This is a genomic window from Micromonospora sp. NPDC051006, from assembly GCF_044456245.1.
In the GTDB taxonomy this organism is placed as follows: domain Bacteria; phylum Actinomycetota; class Actinomycetes; order Mycobacteriales; family Micromonosporaceae; genus Micromonospora.
The window spans coordinates 108,524-128,609 of record NZ_JBITFP010000018.1 but is presented as its reverse complement, the minus strand read 5'-3'; the positions used below and the strand labels follow the sequence as shown (position 1 = coordinate 128,609).

Sequence of the window (20,086 nt, the reverse complement as noted above, 5' to 3'; positions counted from 1 at the left end):
CAATCGACGCCGTGCGGTTCGGCATCCTGGGCGCGACCGAGGTGTGCTCCGCCGACGGGCACCGGCTGGCCGTCGGCGGGCCGAGGCTGCGCGCGCTGCTGGTGCTGTTGCTGCTCGATGCCGGGCGGATGGTGCCGCGGGAACGCCTGATCGACGGGCTGTACGGCGGCGAGCCGCCGGCCGGCGTGGCCAACGCGCTCCAGTCGCAGGTGTCCCGGCTGCGCCAGGTGCTCTCCACCGGACCGGTCGACCCGGTCGAGTTCCACCCGGCGGGCTACCGGCTCGCGGTCGACCCGGAGGACGTCGACGCGCACCGGTTCAACCGACTGGCCGACGCCGGACGGGCCGCGCTCGCGGCCGGCGAGCCGCGCCACGCCGCCGAACTGCTGCGGGAGGCGCTCGCGCTCTGGCGCGGGGAGCCGCTGGCGGACGTCGCCGACGCGCCCTTCGCCGCGGCCCCGGCGGCCCGGCTCATGGACCGTCGACTGGCCGCGGTCGAGGACCGGATCGAGGCCGAACTCCTGCTGACGGTGGCGGAGCCGGGAGCGGCGGGTGACGCCCAGCCGCTGGTGACGGAGCTTCGGGAGCTGGTCGCCGCCCACCCGCTGCGGGAACGCCTGCACGGTCAACTGATGCGCGCGCTGCACGGCGACGGCCGGCGGGCCGAGGCGCTCGCCGTCTTCGCGGAGCTCCGCCGGGTACTCGCCGACGAGCTGGGCACCGACCCGTCGGCCGAGCTGGTGGCCCTGCACACCACGCTGCTGCGCGACGAGGTCGACCCACGCGCCGCGGCGACTCCGCCCCGGCTGCCCCCGCTGCCGCACCAGCTGACCAGCTTCGTCGGCCGGGTGGACGAGCTGCGCCGGCTCGGTGCGCTGCTCGGCGAGGCCCGGTTGGTCACGCTGCACGGCCCGGGCGGCGCCGGGAAGACCCGGTTGGCGATCGAGGCCGCCGAGCGGCACGGCGGGGAGGTCTGCCTGGTCGAGCTCGCCGCGGTGCCCGCCGGGGCGGCGGTGGCCCCCGCGGTGCTGGCCGCGCTCGACCTGCGCGACGGGGCGCTGCGGCGACCCGGCGGGCCACGCGACGGCACCGACCGGCTGGTCATGGCGCTCGCCGACCGACGGCTGCTGCTGGTGCTCGACAACTGCGAGCACGTGGTGGCCGACGCGGCCCGGCTCACCGCCCGGCTGCTCGGCGCCGCCCCCGGGCTCCGTGTCCTGGCCACCAGCCGGGAACCGCTCGGCGTGACCGGCGAGGTGCTCTGTCCCCTGCTCGGCCTGCCGGTGCCGCCCGAGGCCGTCCCGCCGGAGCAGGCGCGGGGGTACGCCTCGGTGCGGCTCTTCGCCGATCGCGCCGGCGATGTGGCGCCGGGCTTCACGGTCGACAGCGGCACGGTGGCCGCGGTGCTGCGGATCTGTCGTACCCTCGACGGCCTGCCGCTCGCCATCGAGCTGGCCGCGGCCCGGTTGCGGGCGCTGCCGGTCGGCGAGGTCGCGGCCCGGCTCGACGACCGGTTCCGGCTGCTGAACCGCGGCAGCCGGATCGCCGAGCCGCGGCACCAGACGCTGCGAGCGGTGGTGCGGTGGAGCTGGGACTTGCTGGACGAGCCCGAGCGGCGGCTGACCCGCCGACTCGGCGTCTTCGCCGGTAACCCCGATCTGGCCGCTGTCGAGCGGGTCTGCGCGCCGCTCGGCGCGGACGTGCTCGACGTGCTGACCAGCCTGGCGGAGAAGTCCCTGGTGGACGCCGCCGACGGTCGCTTCCGGATGTTGGAGACGGTGCGCGCGTTCGCCGTCGGGGAGCTCGCCGGGGCCGGCGAGGCCGACCGGCTGCGCCGGGCGCACGCGGCGTACTTCCTCGATCTGGCACGGGCCGGCGACCGTGGGCTGCGCGGCGCCAGTCAGTTGGAGTGGCTGCGCCGGCTGGACGCCGACCGCGACGACCTGCACGCCGCGCTCCGCCGGGCGGCGGCCGACGGCGACACCGGCACCGCGCTGCGGCTGGTCGCCGCCCTCTCGTTCTACTGGTGGCTGCGCGGCCTGCGCGGCGAGGGTGCCGAGCTGGCCGGCCGGCTCGTCGACCAGCTGGACGGGCCGCCGCCCGGGCTCGCCGAGGAGTACGCGCTCTGTCTGCTGGTCGCCGGGGTGGGTGCGATCGGGGCGGACCGCCCGCACCTCGGCCGGGCCAGCGACATCCTGTGGGGCCTGGGCCGGCCACCTCGGCACCCGTTCCTGCTCTACCTCTCCGGGATGGCCGCCGGTCCCCCGTCCGCGGAGCGGCGGTCGATGCTGGATCTCCCGGAGAGCCGGGAGGTGCTGCTCGGCGCCGACCCGTGGAGCCGGGCGCTGGGATCGCTCGGCGTCGCGATGGTGTGGCTGCTCGACGGCGGTTATCCGGATGCGCGCGCGCAGCTGTCGGTCGCCCTCGACGGGTTCCGCATCCTCGGTGATCGGTGGGGCATGATCCTGGTGCTGAGCACCGTGGCGGAGGCGGCCTACCGGGTCGGCGACCCCGCGGCGGCCACCGGGCCGATGGCCGAGGCCCTCCTGCTGGCGGACGAGCTCGGCTCGACCCTCGACCTGGCCGAACTGCTGCGTACCCGGGCGGACGGCCGGCTCGGGGTCGGTGACCTGGACGGCGCGGGGGCCGACTACCGGCGGGTGGTGGCGGTCGCCCAGTCGGCCGGCGCGCCGGAGCTGGTCGCCGCGGCTCACCTGGGACTCGGCGAGATCGCCCGCCGCCGGGGCGACCTCGCGCGGGCCCGGCAACTGTGCGAACAGGCGGTGGCGGAGTGCCCGGCCGGTTGGTTCGGCGCCGAGGTGGTCCGGTTGGCGGCGCTGGTCGCGCTCGGGCAGATCGCCGACGCGCTCGGCGACGCGCCGGCCGCCCGAGCCCGCTACCAGCAGGTGATCGCTGCGACCGTCGGGGTGTGGGACGTGCCGACCGTCGGCGCCGCGGTGGAGGGCCTGGTCGCTCCGGTGCTGCGGCGCGGCGAGGGCGAGCGGGCCGCTCTGCTGCTCGGCGCGGCGTCGGCGCTGTTGAGCGACACCGGTGCCGCTGGCGCCGCCCAGGGCACGCCGGTGGCCGCGGCGGCCCGGGCCCGGATTGGTGACCTGACGTTCGATCGGGCCTTCGCCCGGGGCGCCGGGCTGGGCCGGGAGCAGGCGGTGGCGCTGCTGGCGGCCGGCTGACGGCGGCCGTCAGCCGACGGTGCGCGACCGGTCAGCGCGTCCGGCGAGGCTGCCGGCATGACCGACGAAACATCGGCCGTGCTGGCCGAGGGATTGCGCAAGACGTACGGACGGACGCCGGCTCTCGCCGGGTTCGACCTGACCGTGCCGGCCGGCACGGTCTGTGGGCTGCTCGGCCCCAACGGCGCGGGCAAGACCACCGCGGTGCGGATCCTGGCCACCCTGCTGCGCTTCGACTCCGGCCGTGCCCGGGTGGCCGGCTACGACGTGGCCCGGCACCCCGACCGGGTGCGTGCCCTGATCGGGCTGGCCGGGCAGTACGCCGCGGTCGACGAGATCCTCAGCGGCCGGCAGAACCTCGTGCTCTTCGGCCGGCTCCGGCACCTGCCGGCCCGGGTGGCCCGGCGCCGGGCCGACGAGTTGCTCGACCAGTTCGGGCTCACCGACGTGGCGGACCGCTCGGCCGGCGGGTACTCCGGAGGGCTGCGTCGCCGGCTCGACCTCGCCGCCAGCCTGGTCACCACACCGAAGGTGCTCTTCCTCGACGAGCCGACCACCGGGCTGGACCCGCGCAGCCGCAACGGCGTCTGGGACGCGGTCCGTTCGCTCGTCGCCGACGGCACCACCGTGTTGCTGACCACCCAGTACCTGGAGGAGGCGGACCAGCTCGCCGACCGGATCTCGGTGGTGGACGCCGGCCGGGTGGTGGCCGAGGGGACCTCGACCGAGCTGAAGGCGCGGATCGGCGCGGACCGGATCGAGCTGGTGGTCCGCGACGCGGCACAGCTGCCCGTCGCGGCGGCCATCGTGGAGCGGATCGTCGGCGCGCCGGTGACGGTGGACCCGGAGATCCGCCAGCTCGGCGCGCCCGTCGTCGACCGGATCGCGGCGCTCGCCGACACCATGCGGGCCCTTCAGGACGCCGCGGTCGCGGTCGAGGACGTGATGCTGCGCCGGCCCACCCTGGACGAGGCGTTCCTCCGGCTCACCGGGCACGACGTCGAGCGGCGCGACCGGACGGAGGTGCCGGCATGACGACGGCTGGCCGGCTCCGCTGGGCGGTGGCTGACGGCTGGGTGATGGCCGGACGGAACATGCGGCACGTGGTCCGCTCGCCCGAGGAGATCATCCTCTACTTCAGCCTGCCGATCATGTTCGTACTGGTCTTCGGCTACGTCTTCGGCAGCGGGATGGCGGTGCCCGGACAGGGCAGTTACCGGGAGTTCCTGCTGCCCGGCGTCTTCGTGATGACCATGCTCTACGGTCTCGGGGCCACCGCGTCGGGGATCGCCCTGGACGCGAACCGGGGGGTGGTCGACCGGTTCCGCTCGCTGCCGATGGCCCGGTCCGCCCTGCTCACCGGGCGGGCCACGGCCGACCTCACCCGGGCCGTGCTGGAGCTGGCCACCCTGGTGGTCTGCGGCCTGCTGGTGGGCTGGCAGTGGCGCAACGGACTGGGCGACGCCCTGGTGGCGGTCGGTCTGATCCTGCTGCTGCGGCTGGCGCTGACCTGGATCGGCATCCTGCTGGGTCTGCTCGTGCCGAATCCGGACACCGTCGGGGTGATCGTGTTTCCGCTCGCGTTTCCACTCACGGCGCTGTCCAACGTCTTCGTCGCTCCGGACCTGATGCCGGACTGGCTCGGCGCGATCGCGGCGTGGAACCCACTCTCCGCCACCGTGGCGGCGGCCCGGGAGCTGTTCGGCAACCCCGGCATCGGCGGCGATTCGTGGGCAGCGCAGCATCCGCTGCCGCTGGCGGTCGGCTGGCCGGTGCTGCTCATCGCGCTGGCCGCGCCGCTCGCCGTCCGCCGCTACCGGGCGTTGAGCCGCTGACCGTGCGGGTCTCGGCCGGCAGGAAACCCTGACGACCGCGATACCTCAGCGGCATAAATATGCCGCTGAGGTATCGCGGTCGATCGGGCCGCCGCCCTCGGCGGCCACCGCCCGGGGGCCACCGCCGAGGGGCCACCGCCGGAGACCGCAGCCGGGGACCGCCGCCGGAGGCTGACGCCCGCCGATCAGGCCGCGCTGGGCAGCCCGGGGTAGAGCAGCTCCGGTCCGCCGGCGAGGGCCGACTTGACCCGGCGACTGTTCTCGTCGAGGACCAGCTCCAGTGCGCGGGACTCGATGCCGTCGAGGGCCTGGCCGGCCACCCAGGCGGGGTCGACCTTGTTCGACTTGTCGACGTAGTCCGCCATGTCGGTGTCCATGTAGCCGACGTGCAGCGCCGTCACGTCGATGCCGGCCGGGGCGAGTTCCTGCCGGATCACGTTGGTCATCGCCCACGCCGCCGCCTTGGCCGCGCTGTAGGCGCCGTATCCCGGGAAGTGGGCCCAGGAGAGCACCGACAGGATGTTGAGCACCGCTCCGCCGCCGTTGGCGGTGAGCACCGGCGCGAACGCCCGGCTGACCTCCAGCGCGCCGAAGAAGTGCGTCTCCATCTCCAGCCTGATGTTGGCCGCGTCCCCGGTGATCAACGGCGTGTGCGTGCTGACTCCCGCGTTGTTGATGACAAGCGTCACGTCGGGGGCCGCCGCGGCGGCCTTGGCGACCGAGGCCGGGTCGGTGACGTCCAGTTCGAGCGGGATCACCCCCGGCAGGTCCACCGACGAGGGGTTACGGGCGCCGGCGTAGACCTTGGTGGCGCCCCGGCTGAGCAGCTGGGCGGCGATGTGTCGCCCCAGGCCGCGGTTGGCGCCGGTGACCAGGGCGACCGAGTTGCGGATCTCCACGGATGTCTCCTCCGAGCGGATGGTGCTGGGTTGGAAAGCCAAAGCTAGACGACCTGAGTAGGAAACTGCAACCCAGCGGTAGACTGAACGGCATGGCGGTGGCCGGGACCGGGAAATTCGACGAGTACTGCTCGATCGCCCGCGCCTTGCAGGCGGTGGGCGACAAGTGGACGCTGCTCATCCTTCGCGAGGCCGCGCTGGGCGAGGTGACCCGCTTCGCGGACTTCCGCGACCGCCTCGGCATCGCGCCCGACATCCTCACCGGCCGGCTGACCGGCCTGGTCGACCAGGGTGTGCTGGAGAAGCGGCCCTATTCCGAGCCCGGCACCCGGACCCGGCACAGCTACCACCTCACCCCTGCCGGCGAGCAGCTGCGCGTGGTGCTGGCCGCGCTCCAGCAGTGGGGCGACGAAAACCGACCACTGGCCGGCGGGCCGACCATTCTGCGGCGGACGGCCGACGGCGAGCGGCCGGTACGGGTCGCGTTCGTCGACGACACCGGCGCGGTGGTCCCGCCGGAGCAGGTGGTGTTCCCGCCGGCCTACCAGCCGGGATGCTGACCGGTCGACGCCGCTAGCGGGCCTCGGCGAGATCGGACGCGGCGAAGACGATGTCGAGCTGCGCGTCCAGCGCGGCGAGCGCCTGCTCGGCGGTGTAGTGCCCGCCGAGCAGGTAGACGCCCAGGCCCTCCATGAGCGCCAGCAGGCCGGCCGCACGCCCGTCCCGGTCGGGGCCCGGGAGCAGGCCCGCCATGAAGCCCAGCATCTGCTGGGTGTCCGCGCCGATGCCGGCGGCGGCGTCGGGACGTACCGCCGTGTAGGCGAGGAACGCCAGCGCGACCCGCCCGTCGATGCGCGACTCCTCGGTCAACGGCAGCACCGCGGTGATCATCGCCCGCAGCAGCGCCCGCGGCGCCGGCTGCTCCCCCAGCCGGCTGATCGCCTCGGTGACCCGGGCCTGGTTGCGCTCCCGCACGACGGTCATGGCGAAGGCCATCATCTCGTCCTTGGTGCGGAAGTAGTGCTGGACCATGCCCGGTGACACCCCAGCCTCGTTCGCCACGTGGCGCAGGCTGACCGCCTCCATGCCCTGCCGCGCGGCGACCCGCATCAACGCGTCGGCGATGAGCGTGCGCCGCTCGTGGCGGTCGACCTTCTTGGGCATGGCTCCCATGCTGTCATGACGAGGTGGGCGGGTCGTGATCGTCGCGGGGCGGCGTGCCGGGTCACCCCAGGGTCACCGTGCCGGCCGCGGCGTCCACCGTGATGATCTGCCCGGTGCGGATCGCCCGGGTGGCGCCCGGGACGCAGATGACGGCGGGGATGCCGTACTCGCGGGCGACCGTGGGGCCGTGCGCCATCACCGCGCCGGTCTCGGTGACCAGCCCGGCGGCGGTCAGGAAGAGCGGCGTCCAGCCGGGATCGGTGGTGGGTGCGACCAGGATCTCGCCGGGTTCGAGGTGGGCAGTGGCCGGGTCGTGGACCACCCGCGCTCGGCCGGTCGCGACCCCGGCCGCGGCGCCCACGCCGCGCAGCGCCCCGTCGGGGGCGGCCGCAGCCGGCAGGACCGCCTCGAGGTCGGTGCCGTCGGAGAGTACGGCCACCGGCACCGTCCTGCGGCGAAGCTCCCGCTGGTGCACGGCCCGGCGGGCGGCGACGGTGACCCGCTGATCGGCGTGCTGGTGCACGGCCGCCGCCACCTCCTCGAGAGTGAGGAACATGATGTCCGCCGGCTGCGCCAGCAGGCCGCCGTCCGCGAGTTCGGCGCCGATCAGCAGCAACTGCCGGCGCACCTCGCGCAGCCGGTACAGACCGCCGAACTTGCCGGCCTCCCGCAGGCCCGCCAGCGACCGCGCCCGACGCAGCAGGAAGCCGGCAAGGCGACCCCGCACCGGCCGCCGACGGCGGGCCCGCGCGACGACCTGGTCGAGGGTGGCCTCGGCGGTGGACGCCGCCCGGGCGAAGCGCCGGTCGGGCGCCTGCTCGGGGTCGGTGAGCCGCAGATAATTGGCGATCATCGCGAAGACCGGCGCCGGGTCCTCGTCCCACCGTGGGACTCCGAGGTCGACCTCGGCGACCGCGCGGTGGCCGTAGCGGGCCAGGAACGCCGACAGCCCGATGTCGGGCAGCGCCCCCTGCCGGTACCGGTCGGCGAGCTCCGCGGGCGGGGTGCCGAGCAGCAGATCCCGGTGCTCCCTGGCCCGCTCGGCGACCCCCCACAGGGCCAGATCCATCTCGATGGTGACGTTGTGCGGCATGCCACCCAGCACCGTGTTGATCTCGTCTTCGCTGGCCACCCCGCGCAGCAGCCGGACCGGCAGTGTGGCCGCCAGCATGCCGGCGACGATCGGCCAGACGATGTCGTCCGGGCCCGCCGTCGGGTCCTGCTCCTGCACGAACCGCAGCCGGTCGGCGGCGGTGGCGAGCCCGTCCGGGGCGGCCGACCCCGCCTCGAGCCGCTCGATCTCCCGAAACAACCGGGTCCGCGCGGCGTCGGGTCGGGCCAGCGCCCGGGTGACCCCGGCGAGCGCCCGGACGGCGGTGCGCGCGCTCGGAGCGGCGCCGGCCCCGGCGGATCGGCCCACGGGGCGCGCCGCGAAGCGGGGATCGGCGAGCACCTGCTCCATCACCGCCTGGGCGCGCGGACCGAAGTCCACCGCCATGAGGCTGACCAGACGCTTGCGGGTGGCGGGACGGCGGACCAGGTCGGTCAGGTCGCCGTAGAGCCGCCCGCCGATGTCGGTGATCTCGACCTTGAGCCCGAACCCGGCCAACATCCCCGCCACCAGCGACTTCAGGGTGGACATGCCCATCGGGGTGACCGGCTGGAGCATGCCCTGCACGTGACCGAACTCCAGGTAGACGCGGGGCTCGGGGTCGTCGCTGGCCGGTGGGAGGGGGAAGAGGGTGGTGATCGGTCGCGACTGCAGCAGCCACAGCGCGCCCTGCCCGTCGTACGCCCACTCGACGTCCTGCGGGCTGCCGAGCTGGCGCTGGAGTCGCTCGCCGACCTGGCGCAGCTCGCCGAGCTGGGCATTGGTCAGCACCCCACGGTCGGGGCCCGAGGCGACGTCGAGGACGTACCGGTCGACATCGGCGGTGCCGTCGACCACGGTCGTGCCCAGTCCGGCGGCGGCCTCCACCACCATCTCCGTGCGGCGGCCGGTGACCGGGTTGGCGGTGAACAGCACCCCCGCGACCGTCGGCTCGATCATGCGTTGCACCACCACGGCCATCCGTACGCCCCGGTGGTCGATGTCGTGGGCATCGCGGTAGGCGACCGCCCGCGCGGCGTGCAGCGAGTGCCAGCACTTCTCGATCGCGGAGAGGAGTTCGGGCACGCCCTCGACGCCGAGGAAGGTGTCCTGCACTCCGGCGAAGCTGGCGTCGGGCAGGTCCTCGGCGGTGGCGCTGGAGCGCACCGCCACCGGACCGCCACCGAGCTGCCGGTACGCCGCCTCGATCTCGGCCTCCGGCAGGACCCCCGCCTGGTGGACGGTGGTGGTGACGCAGAAACCCTCGGGCACCCGCTCGCCCAGCCGGATCAGCTCCCCCAGCCCGGCCGCCTTGCCGCCGACCAGGTCGATCATCCCGCCGGTCAGCTCGGAGAGTGCGATCACGTGCATGAGGGTGCCCCTTCTTTGCAATACAAGTGCATCGCGAAACACGGTACGCGTTTCACGATGCAAGTGCAATGCGAACCCCCGCGCGCCTGCTCAGTCGGGGCCCCGGGGGTGGGAGCGCGACACGCAGTAGACGTCGCCGGAGTTCGCCTCGTGCGGCAGTGACCGCAGGTACGCCGCCATCCGCGCGGCGGACATCCACTGCCCGGAGGCCAGCGCCATGGTGTCGCCCAGCGCGACGTTGTAGGCGTGCACGCCGAGCGCGGTCAGCCGGCGCAGGCACCGCTGCGCGACCTCGCGCTCGATGGTGGTGAACTCGAAGGAGAGCGCGGGCAGCGGGCGGGTCAGACCGCTGAGCACCGCGTCCTCGAAGCCCTCGACATCGATCTTCACGAAGGCGGGCGCGCCGTGCTCGGCGATCAGGCCGTCGAGGGTGACGGAGTCGACCTCGATCCGCTCGTCCCACCGCTCGTGCGCCCACCCGGCCGCGCCGTCCGCCGCCCGGATGAAGAGCGGCGAGGCCGTCGAGATCGTGGGGTTCGCGGAGTTGACGTTGAACGGGATCCGCCCGGCCTGGCCACCGCAGACCGCCTCGACCACGGTCACTCCGGGATCCCGGGCATAGATCGCCCGCAGGGCCCGGACGCAGGGTGGCTGCGGTTCCACGGCGATCACGCGGGCGCCGAGCCGGCGGAAGCTGCCGACCCGGTCACCCACGTGCGCGCCGACGTCGAACACCAGGTCTCCGGGCCGGACGAAACGCGCGTAGAACGCGTCCATGGCCGCCTCGCGGGCCGGGTCGCCGTAGTAGACCTCCAGCGACCGGCGAAGCGAGACGGTCTCCGGATCCCTCTTCAAGGCCTCGATCGCACCGGTTCGGGGGTCCACTGGCGGAATCTAACCCGGGCCGCGCGCGGGCGGGTTCACTTCCGGCCAGCCCGTCAGGGGGCGATGCCCAGCCGCCGGACGTGGTTGTCGTCGTACTCCTCGAAGCGGAACCGCAGGCCGGCGAAGGGACTGCCGGGGAAGTCGCCGGTGATGGTGGCGGTCACCACCGTGCCCTCCGGGGTGTCCCGCACGTCGGTGATCTCGTACGACACCAGCGGCACCTCACGGCGCCAGACACGGATCTCCTCGATGCCCCGGTACGTCTTCCCCTCGTCCTCGACCACCGCGTCGTCGGCGAAGAGGGCGAAGTAGGCATCCTTGTCGGGTTGGCCGGCCAACTCGAAGTAGCGGCGGATGAGGTCGGGTGCGGTGGTCATGCTGCTGCTCCTTGGCGGTGGTGGGACGGGTCAGACGGTCGGGACGGTGCCGCCGTCGATGACGTGCTCGGCACCGACGATCGCTGAGGCGCGGTCGGAGACGAGGAAGGCGACCAGGTCGGCGACCTCGGCCGGGTAGGCGGGGCGACCGAGCGGGATGCCGCCGAGGCTCGCCATGAGCTGCCCGAGGGCGGCCTCGCGGTCGACGCCCGACGCGGCGGCGAGCCGCTCGATCAGCGCCTCGGCCGCCGTGGTCTGGATGAAGCCGGGTGCCACGCTGTTCACCCGGACGCCCTGCGGTGCGAGTTCGTTGGCGAGCCCCTTGCTGTACGTGCTCAGCGCGGACTTCGCCGCGGCGTACGCCAGGGTCGCCTGGTACAGCGGTTTGCGCCGCTGGATCGAGGAGACGTGCACGATCGCGCCCCGCGCGGCCTGGATCATGGCGGGTACCAGCCGGCGGTCGAGCCGGACGGCGCCGAGCAGGTTCAGGTTCAGCTCTTCGAGCCAGGTCGCCTCGTCCAGCGCGGCGAATCCGCCGCCCGGGGCGTGTGAGCCGCCCACCACGTGCACCAGGATGTCCACGCCGCCGACGGCGGCCAGTCGGTCGGCGACCGTCTCCGCGCCGCCGACGGTGGCCGTGTCGGCGGCGATGAACAGGTCGGGGTGCGGGTAGTCGGTCGGCTGGTTGCGCGCGGTGACCCACACCGTCGCCCCGGCCTCGCGCAGCCGGTCGGCGATCGCCGCCCCGGCCCCCTTGGAGCCGCCGGTCACCAGGGCCCGTCGGCCGGCCAGGGAGTCGCGGTCCGCCAGGGTCTCGGTCATGGTCTCTTCCCCTCGGTGGGCAGCACGAGACGGACGCGCGACGGCGTCGTACAGTTACTGCTGAACTAGAAGTAAGTCGCTTCGACATTAGCACCTACTCGGGAGGGCAACCATGGCAGGCAAGATCCGGCTGGAGGACCGGGAGTGCCCGCTCTCCGCGACGCTCGGCGTGGTGGGCGAGTGGTGGACCCTCCTGATCCTTCACGACGCCTTCGACGGCTACACCCGGTTCGAGCAGTTCCAGGAGAACCTCAAGATCTCCTCCAGCATCCTGACCAGCCGGCTGCGGACGCTCACCGCCAACGGGTTGTTGGAGCGCCGCCGCTACCAGACCCACCCCGACCGCTACGAGTACGTCCTCACCGAGCTGGGCCGCAGCCTGCGCCCGGTGATCGTGACGCTCGCCGCCTGGGGCAACTCCCGGCTCCAGCCCGAGCAGCGCAGCATGATCCTGGTCGACCGGGAGACCGGCACCGAGGTCGAGCCGGTCGTGGTGGACCGGACCACCGGCCGCCGGCTGGATCCGGAGAACTTCGTCTTCGCCGCCGGCCCCGCGGCGAGCGAGATCATGCGCACCCGCTACGCGGGCGTGGTTCCGGAGCAGCCGCCGAACGAGCGTGATTGACCCGCCCGGCTGTAGCGCATCGGCGGTTTACCGGGTAGAAACATGCCGATCCCTTTATTACCGCGTGATACAAGTCGGACGGATCGGAGAGCGCTCTCACAGCGCGCTCCCCCACCCCACGTCACCGCGCCCGGAGCCCGTTCTCCGGCGCGGCGGAGAGGACGAACCGGATGACCCAGTCCCTCGGCGTTCGGCGACTCGGCCGGGCGCTCATCCTCGGCGTCGTGCTGACGACCGCGGTCAGCACGACGGGCACGGCGGCAACCGCCACCCCGCCCCGGCACGGTCCGCCGGACTTCGGACCCAACGTGACCATCTTCGACCCGAGCATGCCGGTCAGCGAGATCCAGGCGACGCTCGACGCGACGCACGCCCGACAGGTCAGCAACGAGATGGGCACCGAGCGGTACGCGTACCTGTTCAAGCCGGGCAGCTACGGCACCCCCGAGCAGCCGCTGCAGATCAAGGTCGGCTACTACACCGAGGTCGCCGGCCTCGGCGCGTCCCCCACCGACGTCCAGATCAACGGCAAGATCGAGGTCTACAACCGCTGCCTCGAGGGCGGCGGCACCGGCAACTGCATCGCGCTGGTCAACTTCTGGCGCACGCTGTCCAACCTCTCGCTCACCGTCAACGCGGCGGGGCAGGACGGCTGCCGGTCCTCGGCGAACTTCTGGGCCGTCTCCCAGGCGGTGTCGATGCGCCGGCTGAACATCAACGGCGGCGGACTCTCCCTGATGGACTACTGCACCGCCGGCCCGCAGTACGCCAGCGGCGGCTTCATCGCCGACTCGCGGCTGCCCGCCACCACCAACGGCTCCCAGCAGCAGTGGCTGACCCGCAACAGCGAGGTCGCCAGCTGGTCCAACGGGGTGTGGAACCAGGTCTTCGCGGGCGTCGTCGGCGCCCCGGACGACGCCGGCTTCCCCGACCCGCCGTACACCACCCTCGACAGCACCCCGCTCAGCCGGGAGAAGCCCTACCTCTTCGTGGACGGCAAGGGCAGGTACAACGTGCGGGTGCCCGCCGCGCAGCGGGACAGCCGGGGCGTCTCCTGGGCCGACGGGATGACGCCGGGCCGCACCATCCCGATCGACGACTTCTTCGTGGCCAGGCCGTCCGACTCGGTACGCGTGATCAACAGCCAGCTCGCCCGCGGCAAGCACCTGCTGTTCACCCCCGGGGTGTACGACATCGCCCACGGCATCGAGGTCAAGCGCCCGAACACGGTGCTCCTCGGCCTGGGCCACACCACCCTCACCGCCGTGAACGGCTCGGTGCCGCTCGATGTCGCCGGCGTGCCCGGGGTGATCGTGGCCGGGTTGACCATCGACGCCGGCCTGCGGGAGTCGCCGGTGCTGCTGCGGGTGGGCCAGAAGCACGGGCGCAACGCCAGCACCCCGTCGAACCCGATCACCCTCTCCGACGTGTACTTCCGGGTCGGTGGGCCGCACATCGGCCGGACCAACATCGCGCTCGAGGTCAACAGCGACCACGTGCTCATCGACCACACGTGGGTCTGGCGCGGCGACCACGGGGTGGAGGGCTTCACCGAGGGCGTCAACGGCGACACCGAGCGCTGGCGCACCAACACCGGTCGCTACGGGGCCGTCATCAACGGCGACCACGTGACGGCGACCGGCCTCTTCGTGGAGCATTTCCAGCGCTACAACACGGTGTGGAACGGCGACGACGGCACGACGATCCTCTACCAGAACGAGCTGCCGTACGACCCGCCGACGCAGGCCGACTGGATGAACGGCGACGTCGAGGGCTGGGCCGGGTACAAGGTCGGCGACCGGGTGCGGAGGCACACGCTCCACGGCGGCGGGGTCTACGTCTTCAACCAGAACAACCCGTCGATCCACACCGAGAACGGCTTCGAGGTCCCGGAGCGGCCAGGTGTGCGGCTGCACCACATCATGACCGTCAACCTGAGCGCCGGCACGATCGACCACGTGGTCAACGGCGTGGGCGAGGCGGCCGACATGAACCGGGTCGGCGCACCGGTCTACCTGGCGGAGTACCCCGTCTCGTAGGAAGTCCCGCCATGCCGACGTGGGCCGGAGCTTTCCGAAGCTCCGGCCCACCTCGTCGCATCCGGCCCGGTCAGGCCCGTTGCAGCACCGGGCTGGGCTCCAGCACCACCTTGAGCCAGCCGGGGCTGCGCAGGTCGAACTCGCGGTAGGCGGCGAGCGCGTCGCTCAACGGCTCGTGCTGCGTCAGCATCCTCGCCGGATCGACCAGACCGGTCTCGACCATGGCCAACAGCCGCGGGATGTAGCGAGGATGGTTGCCGTTCCCGGCCTTGACGGTGAGGTTGCGGCTCAGCACGGTGCCGATGGGAAAGTACGTGTCGGTCACCGGATACACCCCGACGACGCCCAGGGTCCCGGCCTTCGCCAGGCTGTCGATCGCCCAGAAGTGGGCCTGACTCGGCGCGTCGCCGGGCTTCCAGCGTCCGTCCTGCTGGTTGGTCTCGGGGGCGATCCGCCGCAACTCCTCGCGGTGCCGCTCGTCCGCCTGGCGGGCCGAGGCGGCGGCGGGCCCGGACTTGGCACTCTCCGCGTCGACGCCCACCGCGTCGATGGCACAGTCGACGCCGATGCCGAGGGTCAGTTCCATGATCGCCTCAACCGGGTCGACCTCGTTGAAGTTGACCACCTCCGCGCCGAGCGCCCGCGCCCGTTCCAACCGGTCGGCGTGACCGTCGACGGCGATCACCCGGGCGGCGCCGCGCTGGAACGCGGAGAGGACGGCGAACTGTCCGACCGGCCCGCAGCCCCAGACCGCCACCACGTTGCCGTCCGACACGTCGGCGATGACCGCGCCGAAGTAGCCGGTGGGGTAGATGTCCGACAGTGGAATGGCCTGTGCGTCGGAGACCGAATCCGGGAGCCGGAACAGGTTGGTGTGCGCACACGGAACCCGGGCGTACTCCGCCTGGAGGCCGTTGAACGGGCCCTGTTGGTCGGGAGATCCGAAGGAGCCGGTGCCGGACCGGGGGCCGTACGGGTTGATGTCGTCGCACTGCGCGAAGTAGCCGCGACGGCAGTAGGCGCACGAGCCGCAGCCGAGGACGGCGGAGACCAGCACCCGGTCGCCGCGCTTGAGGTTGCGGACGTCAGGACCGATTTCTTCGACCACTCCCACACCCTCGTGCCCGAGGATCCTGCCCGGCTTCATACCGGGCACCGTGCCCCGGATGAAGTGCAGGTCGGTGCCGCAGATCGCCGCGGTGGTGATGCGTACGACGGCGTCGGCCGGTTGCTCGATCCTGGGCTCGGCGACAGTGTCGAGGCGGATGTCACCCGGGCCATGGAACACGACTGCTTTCATCGACAGGTCTCCCCTTCCGAGCACGAGGCGGTCTTCTGGGCGCTGGCCCACCCGGGTTCCCGCTCTGCTCCCGGCGGCTACCCCTGCCGTCGCCCAGCAAACGGCGCAGAGCCGGGGCCGATGTCGGAGAGGTTCACCCGACCGGCTCGAAGACCGCCCGTACGCAACCGTCGAGCCTGTTCTGGAACAGCTGGTAGCCCTGCGGGGCCTGGTCGAGCGGCATGGTGTGCGTCGCGAGATGTTCGGTGACCAGTTCGCCGCGGGCCATCCGCTCCAGCAGCATCGGGATGTAGCGCTGCCCGTGCTGCCGGGCGCCGCGCAGGGTGAGGCCCTTGTTCACCACCTCCGCGAGCGGAAACCTGTCCACCGGTCCGGCGTGACCGCCGAGCAGGAAGACGCTGCCACCCTTGCGGCAGTGGCGGATCGCCTCCCGGGCCGCGACCGGCCGGTCCGGCCCCGGGCGCGGCTGCCGTCTGACCCGGCCGTACCAGGACCGCGGCCCGGTGCTGGGCGCCTGCGTGCCGACCGCCTCGATGCACACGTCGGGGCCGCGCCCGCCGCTGTGTTCCCGCAGCTCACCGCCGACGTCCTGGGTCCGATGGTTGAGCGTCTCCACGTCCAGGTGGGTCCGGGCCATCGCCAGCCGGTCGTCCAGCCGGTCGATCACTATCACCCGTTCGGCGCCGAGCAGCACCGCCGCGCTCGCCGCCAGGTGGCCCACCGCGCCCGCGCCCCAGACCGCGACCACGTCACCCGGTTTGACGCCGCCGAGGTCGGCGCCCATCCAGCCGGTCGGGGCGGAGTCGGAGGCGAAGAGCGCCCGCTCGTCGCTCACCCCGTCCGGGACGTTGAAGGCGCCCTGGTCGGCGTAGGGCACCCGGACGTACTCGGCGTGGCTGCCGGCGAAGCCGCCGAGCGCGGGCGAGGAGCCGTAGCAGCCGCCGGGGGCGAAGCCCGCGGTCGCTTCCGTGTCGGCGTTGTCGCAGAGCGAGTACTCCTCCTGCCGGCAGTGCCAGCACCGGCCGCAGGAGATGAACGAGCAGACCACCACCCGGTCGCCCACCCGGTGCCTGCGCACCCGCGGACCGACCTCGACCACCTCGCCCAGGAACTCGTGGCCGAGGACGTCGCCGCGCCGCGGGAACGGGAGGCGCCCGCCCAGCAGGTGCAGGTCGGATCCGCAGGTGACGCTCTTGAGCACCCGGATGATGGCGTCCTGCTCGTTTCGCAGCTGCGGGTCCGGCACCTGGGTCACGCGAAGCTCGGCGGCGCCCTGCCACACCACGGCCTTCACAGTCGCCCCTCTCGGCAGCCCTGCCGCGTCGGTTCCGCCGTGAAAACCGGCCACCGCGGCTCCCCCGCCGGGTGCCCCCGACCGGCGCCCGCAAACCGCACGTACGCCCATGGCACCGTCACATCCTGATCGGCCGAGCGGGCAGCATTCCGGCAGCGACACCACCCGTCGCCCTCATCGAGATCTTGACCGGCAAAACCGCAGGTCATAGGCTCCGATCAATGTGAGCCATTCCCGAGAAGGGAACCTGCATGGCCCCGTCGAAGCGTCCACTCCGGATGACCCCCGCACGCCGGCTGGCGAGCGCCGCCACGATCGCCCTCCTGGTCGGCATGACACCGCTGCTGGGCGGTGCGCCGGCCGCGGCCCGGCCGTCCTCCCCCGCGTCGTGCAGCACCGACCCCACCGCCCGACTGTCCACCGTGCCCAGCCCGGAGGCCGTGCTCGGCTTCCCGCTCGGCGTCGGGCAGGAGCGGGTGGTGACCAACGACGAGATCCGGACCTACCTGGGCGCCGTTGACAGCGCCTCCAACCGGGTGGTCACCGGCGTACTGGGCAACAGCGTGCTCGGCCAGCCCCTGCCGTACGCGGTCGTGTCGCACGAGCGCAACGTCCGGCCCGCCGCGCTGCGGTCGATCGCCGACGACATCCGGGAGCTGCGCGACCCGCGCCGCACCAGCCGGCGGGAGGCCGCCGGGACCGCAGCCGACCGCCCGGCCATCGTCTGGGTCGCCGGCAACGTGCACGGCGGCGAGAAGAGCGGCGCCGACGCGGCGCTGAAGACGCTGTACGAGCTGGCCGCGGGCCTGTCCTGCCAGGTAGCCCAGCGCAACGAGAACCTGGTCACGATCATCGTGCCCACCCAGAACCCCGACGGCCGGGACGCCAACCGGCGGCAGAACGAGTTCGGCTTCGACCTGAACCGGGACTGGTTCGCCCGCACCCAGCAGGAGACCGACAGCAAGCTGGAGCTCATGCGGCGCTACCCGCCGCAGGTCTTCATCGACGCCCACGAGATGGGCGGGCGGCAGTACTTCTTCCCGCCCAACGCCGACCCGATCCACCACGAGATCGCCGGCGAGGCGGTCGACTGGATCAACCGGATCGGAGAGTCCAACAAGGCGGGCTTCGGCTACAACGGCGCCTGCGACGACGTCGTGACCACCGAGTGCTACTTCAACTACTCGACCTACGACCTCTTCTTCATGGGCTACGGCGACACCGTTCCGGCCGCCGGGTTCGGGGCCGCCGGGATGACCTTCGAGAAGGGCAGCGCGTCGGCGGTCGCCGACCGGGTCCAGCAGCAGTTCCACACCCAGTGGTCCACCCTCGGCTGGGCCGCCGCCAACAAGCACGAGGTGCTGACCGACTACTACCGGATCTGGACGGACGCGCTCGCCCAGGGCCGGGCCGGCGCGCTGGAGCCGAACGAGGTGGTCCAACCCACCAACACCGTCCAGTTCCCGGTGCCGGACATCAAGATCCGGTCGTACTTCCTGCTGCCCGACCGGCAGCTCGCCGACGTACGGCAGCTGGTCGAGCGGCTGCGCCGGATGGACGTCGAGGTCTACGAGGTGACGCGGCCGACCCGGGTGCCGACGGCGCGGGTCTTCGGCGGGCGGAGCGCCACCAACGTCACCGTGCCGAAGGGCGCGTACTGGATCCCGATGGACCAGCCGCAGAAGCACTGGATCCAGGCGATCATGGGCGAGGATCCCTACACCCCGTTCCCGTACTTCTACGACGTCTCGTCCTGGAGCAACCCACTGCTGATGGGCGTGCCGACCATCTACACCGGGGACGACGTGCGGCCGAAGGCCCAGCTGGTACGCGAAATCTCCGGCGGCAGGACCTCCGCCGCCTGGCCCTGGGGCTCGTACGGTTACCGGCTGGACTCGGCCGCGGCGGCCGAGTTCACCTTCCAGCTGCTCGGCCGGGGCGTACCGCTGGTGCGTGACCTGGAGACCAGCGTGGTGCGGCTGGCCGCGACCAGGCTGACCCGTACGGTCGACGATCTCGCCGAGTCGCTCGGGGTGACCCTGACGCCGGGCGGGCCGGCCACCGGCACCCGGCTGGAGCTGCCCGACGTGGGTCTGTTCCAGGGCGCCGGCATCTCCACCACCTCCGGCTCGCACGGCGAGGCCCGGTACGTGCTGGGCGAGCGGTGGGGCCTCGACCTCACCCCGGTGACCACGGCCGACATCAACGACAACACCGCGGCGTTCACCGGGCGCACGGTGCTGCTGGTGCCGGACGGCAGCAACCCGACCGGCGGGCTCACCGCCGCCGGGCAGGCCAACCTGCGCGCCTGGATCGCCCAGGGGCACACCTACCTCGGGTTGCGCAACGAGGGCACCCGGCTGGCCCGGGCCGCCGGGCTCACCTCCACCACCGAGGTGGCGAAGCCCACCGGCTACCAGGTACTCGGCTCGCACCTGCGGGTCGACGTCGACCGGAACAGCCCGGTCGCGGCCGGCCGACCGGCGGAGGACTTCGAGTTCAACAACAGCGACCCCATCCTGAGCAGGAGCACCACCGGCACGAACGTACTCAGCTATCCCACCGGCGACACGTTCTGGGCCAACGGCTACACCGTCGGCGCCGACGCGTTGCGCGGGACGGCGGCCGTGGTCGACGAGCCGACCGGCTCCGGCCGGGCGGTGCTGTTCGCGTTCAACCCGCTCTTCCGGGCCTACAACGAGAACGGGCTGCACCTGGTGGCCAACGCGCTGCTCTACCCGGCGACGGTCGGCGCGAGCGAGCGCAGCGCGCCGCCGACCGCGGCAGGGGTCGATCCGGCCCGCGCCCGGGCCGCGGCCGCACCGGCCGCGGCGGATCTCGGCGGCGAGTGGCGGCCGATCACCATCGAGGTGGCCAGCGCCGACCTGGCCCGCACCCGGTCGGTCGTCGACCGGTTCACCGGCGCGGCCCGCACGTCCGTGGCGGGCGGCTCGGCCTACCTGGTGATTCCGAACCCGGCGGGACTCCAGGTGGACGAGCACCCCTTCCTCGGTGACCTGGTCCGTGCCCTGCGGGACGCCCGGGTTCCGCTGCGGTCCGTGGTGGGCTGACCTGCCCCGGCGGTGGTCCGGCCAACCCGGTCGGGCCACCGCCGATCCGTGTCGTGCAGCTCACGCCTCGGGTGATGGACGCCGTCGCACGCGCGCCGCACTCTTGGAAAGCTGATTCCAAGA

The 20,086-nt window shown here is 73.0% G+C and carries 15 protein-coding genes; 7 read left to right on the top strand and 8 right to left on the bottom strand.

Annotation, left to right across the window (positions count from 1 at the left end):
- Positions 1–11: 11 nt before the first annotated feature.
- The 3 genes from ACIBBA_RS24210 to ACIBBA_RS24200 are packed head-to-tail and all read left to right on the top strand — an operon-like array spanning position 12 to position 5,026.
- Positions 12–3,191: a BTAD domain-containing putative transcriptional regulator gene (locus ACIBBA_RS24210; protein ID WP_396700248.1), complete on the top strand. Its 3,180-nt coding sequence runs from the start codon at positions 12–14 to the stop codon at positions 3,189–3,191.
- Between the two features lie 57 nt (positions 3,192–3,248).
- Positions 3,249–4,226: an ATP-binding cassette domain-containing protein gene (locus tag ACIBBA_RS24205; protein ID WP_396700247.1), complete on the top strand. Its 978-nt coding sequence runs from the start codon at positions 3,249–3,251 to the stop codon at positions 4,224–4,226.
- On the top strand, positions 4,223–5,026 hold the full coding sequence (locus ACIBBA_RS24200; protein WP_357060490.1) for an ABC transporter permease: 804 nt from the start codon (positions 4,223–4,225) through the stop codon (positions 5,024–5,026). Before ACIBBA_RS24205 ends, ACIBBA_RS24200 begins: the two co-directional genes overlap by 4 nt.
- A gap of 185 nt (positions 5,027–5,211) precedes the next feature.
- Here ACIBBA_RS24200 and ACIBBA_RS24195 read toward each other — a convergent pair whose 3' ends face one another.
- Positions 5,212–5,925, bottom strand: a complete 714-nt coding sequence (locus tag ACIBBA_RS24195) for an SDR family oxidoreductase (RefSeq protein ID WP_396700246.1) — start codon at positions 5,923–5,925, stop codon at positions 5,212–5,214.
- Between the two features lie 92 nt (positions 5,926–6,017).
- Between ACIBBA_RS24195 and ACIBBA_RS24190 the strand changes: the two genes are divergently transcribed.
- Positions 6,018–6,485, top strand: coding sequence for a winged helix-turn-helix transcriptional regulator (locus ACIBBA_RS24190; protein ID WP_396700245.1), 468 nt, complete (start codon positions 6,018–6,020; stop codon positions 6,483–6,485).
- Positions 6,486–6,498: 13 nt separating this feature from the next.
- Here ACIBBA_RS24190 and ACIBBA_RS24185 read toward each other — a convergent pair whose 3' ends face one another.
- The 5 genes from ACIBBA_RS24185 to ACIBBA_RS24165 form a co-directional block, all read right to left on the bottom strand.
- Complete coding sequence (locus tag ACIBBA_RS24185; protein WP_396700244.1) at positions 6,499–7,089, bottom strand: TetR/AcrR family transcriptional regulator; 591 nt, start codon at positions 7,087–7,089, stop codon at positions 6,499–6,501.
- 61 nt (positions 7,090–7,150) lie between these two features.
- Positions 7,151–9,550 (bottom strand): PEP/pyruvate-binding domain-containing protein, encoded by a 2,400-nt coding sequence (locus ACIBBA_RS24180; RefSeq protein WP_396700243.1) that lies wholly within the window; start codon positions 9,548–9,550, stop codon positions 7,151–7,153.
- Positions 9,551–9,640: 90 nt separating this feature from the next.
- The gene (locus ACIBBA_RS24175) at positions 9,641–10,435 is read right to left on the bottom strand and encodes an FkbM family methyltransferase (RefSeq protein ID WP_396700242.1); all 795 of its coding nucleotides are present in this window, start codon (positions 10,433–10,435) and stop codon (positions 9,641–9,643) included.
- A gap of 53 nt (positions 10,436–10,488) precedes the next feature.
- A complete protein-coding gene (locus ACIBBA_RS24170) occupies positions 10,489–10,812 on the bottom strand; it encodes a nuclear transport factor 2 family protein (RefSeq protein ID WP_396700241.1) in 324 nt (107 codons plus the stop codon).
- Positions 10,813–10,842: 30 nt separating this feature from the next.
- Complete coding sequence (locus tag ACIBBA_RS24165) at positions 10,843–11,634, bottom strand: SDR family oxidoreductase (RefSeq protein WP_396700240.1); 792 nt, start codon at positions 11,632–11,634, stop codon at positions 10,843–10,845.
- 112 nt (positions 11,635–11,746) lie between these two features.
- Here ACIBBA_RS24165 and ACIBBA_RS24160 point away from each other — a divergent pair, with 112 nt between their 5' ends.
- Both ACIBBA_RS24160 and ACIBBA_RS24155 read left to right on the top strand, forming a co-directional pair.
- A complete protein-coding gene (locus tag ACIBBA_RS24160) occupies positions 11,747–12,259 on the top strand; it encodes a winged helix-turn-helix transcriptional regulator (RefSeq protein WP_396700239.1) in 513 nt (170 codons plus the stop codon).
- 170 nt (positions 12,260–12,429) lie between these two features.
- Positions 12,430–14,298 (top strand): adenylyl cyclase, encoded by a 1,869-nt coding sequence (locus ACIBBA_RS24155; RefSeq protein WP_396700238.1) that lies wholly within the window; start codon positions 12,430–12,432, stop codon positions 14,296–14,298.
- A 70-nt stretch (positions 14,299–14,368) separates the two neighbouring features.
- Here ACIBBA_RS24155 and ACIBBA_RS24150 read toward each other — a convergent pair whose 3' ends face one another.
- Entirely contained in the window at positions 14,369–15,598 is a 1,230-nt protein-coding gene (locus tag ACIBBA_RS24150; protein ID WP_396700237.1) for a zinc-dependent alcohol dehydrogenase, read from the bottom strand.
- Positions 15,599–15,731: 133 nt separating this feature from the next.
- Complete coding sequence (locus tag ACIBBA_RS24145; RefSeq protein WP_396700236.1) at positions 15,732–16,892, bottom strand: zinc-dependent alcohol dehydrogenase; 1,161 nt, start codon at positions 16,890–16,892, stop codon at positions 15,732–15,734.
- Positions 16,893–17,170: 278 nt separating this feature from the next.
- Between ACIBBA_RS24145 and ACIBBA_RS24140 the strand changes: the two genes are divergently transcribed.
- Complete coding sequence (locus tag ACIBBA_RS24140; protein ID WP_396700235.1) at positions 17,171–19,963, top strand: M14 family zinc carboxypeptidase; 2,793 nt, start codon at positions 17,171–17,173, stop codon at positions 19,961–19,963.
- Positions 19,964–20,086 lie beyond the last annotated feature (123 nt).

Coding starts and splice junctions, on each gene's coding strand:
- ACIBBA_RS24140 (WP_396700235.1), top strand. CDS start 17,171: ATGACCCCCGCACGCCGGCTGGCGAGCGCCGCCACGATCGCCCTCCTG.
- ACIBBA_RS24205 (WP_396700247.1), top strand. CDS start 3,249: ATGACCGACGAAACATCGGCCGTGCTGGCCGAGGGATTGCGCAAGACG.
- ACIBBA_RS24160 (WP_396700239.1), top strand. CDS start 11,747: ATGGCAGGCAAGATCCGGCTGGAGGACCGGGAGTGCCCGCTCTCCGCG.
- ACIBBA_RS24200 (WP_357060490.1), top strand. CDS start 4,223: ATGACGACGGCTGGCCGGCTCCGCTGGGCGGTGGCTGACGGCTGGGTG.
- ACIBBA_RS24165 (WP_396700240.1), bottom strand. CDS start 11,634: ATGACCGAGACCCTGGCGGACCGCGACTCCCTGGCCGGCCGACGGGCC.
- ACIBBA_RS24180 (WP_396700243.1), bottom strand. CDS start 9,550: ATGCACGTGATCGCACTCTCCGAGCTGACCGGCGGGATGATCGACCTG.
- ACIBBA_RS24155 (WP_396700238.1), top strand. CDS start 12,430: ATGACCCAGTCCCTCGGCGTTCGGCGACTCGGCCGGGCGCTCATCCTC.
- ACIBBA_RS24185 (WP_396700244.1), bottom strand. CDS start 7,089: ATGCCCAAGAAGGTCGACCGCCACGAGCGGCGCACGCTCATCGCCGAC.
- ACIBBA_RS24150 (WP_396700237.1), bottom strand. CDS start 15,598: ATGAAAGCAGTCGTGTTCCATGGCCCGGGTGACATCCGCCTCGACACT.
- ACIBBA_RS24190 (WP_396700245.1), top strand. CDS start 6,018: ATGGCGGTGGCCGGGACCGGGAAATTCGACGAGTACTGCTCGATCGCC.
- ACIBBA_RS24170 (WP_396700241.1), bottom strand. CDS start 10,812: ATGACCACCGCACCCGACCTCATCCGCCGCTACTTCGAGTTGGCCGGC.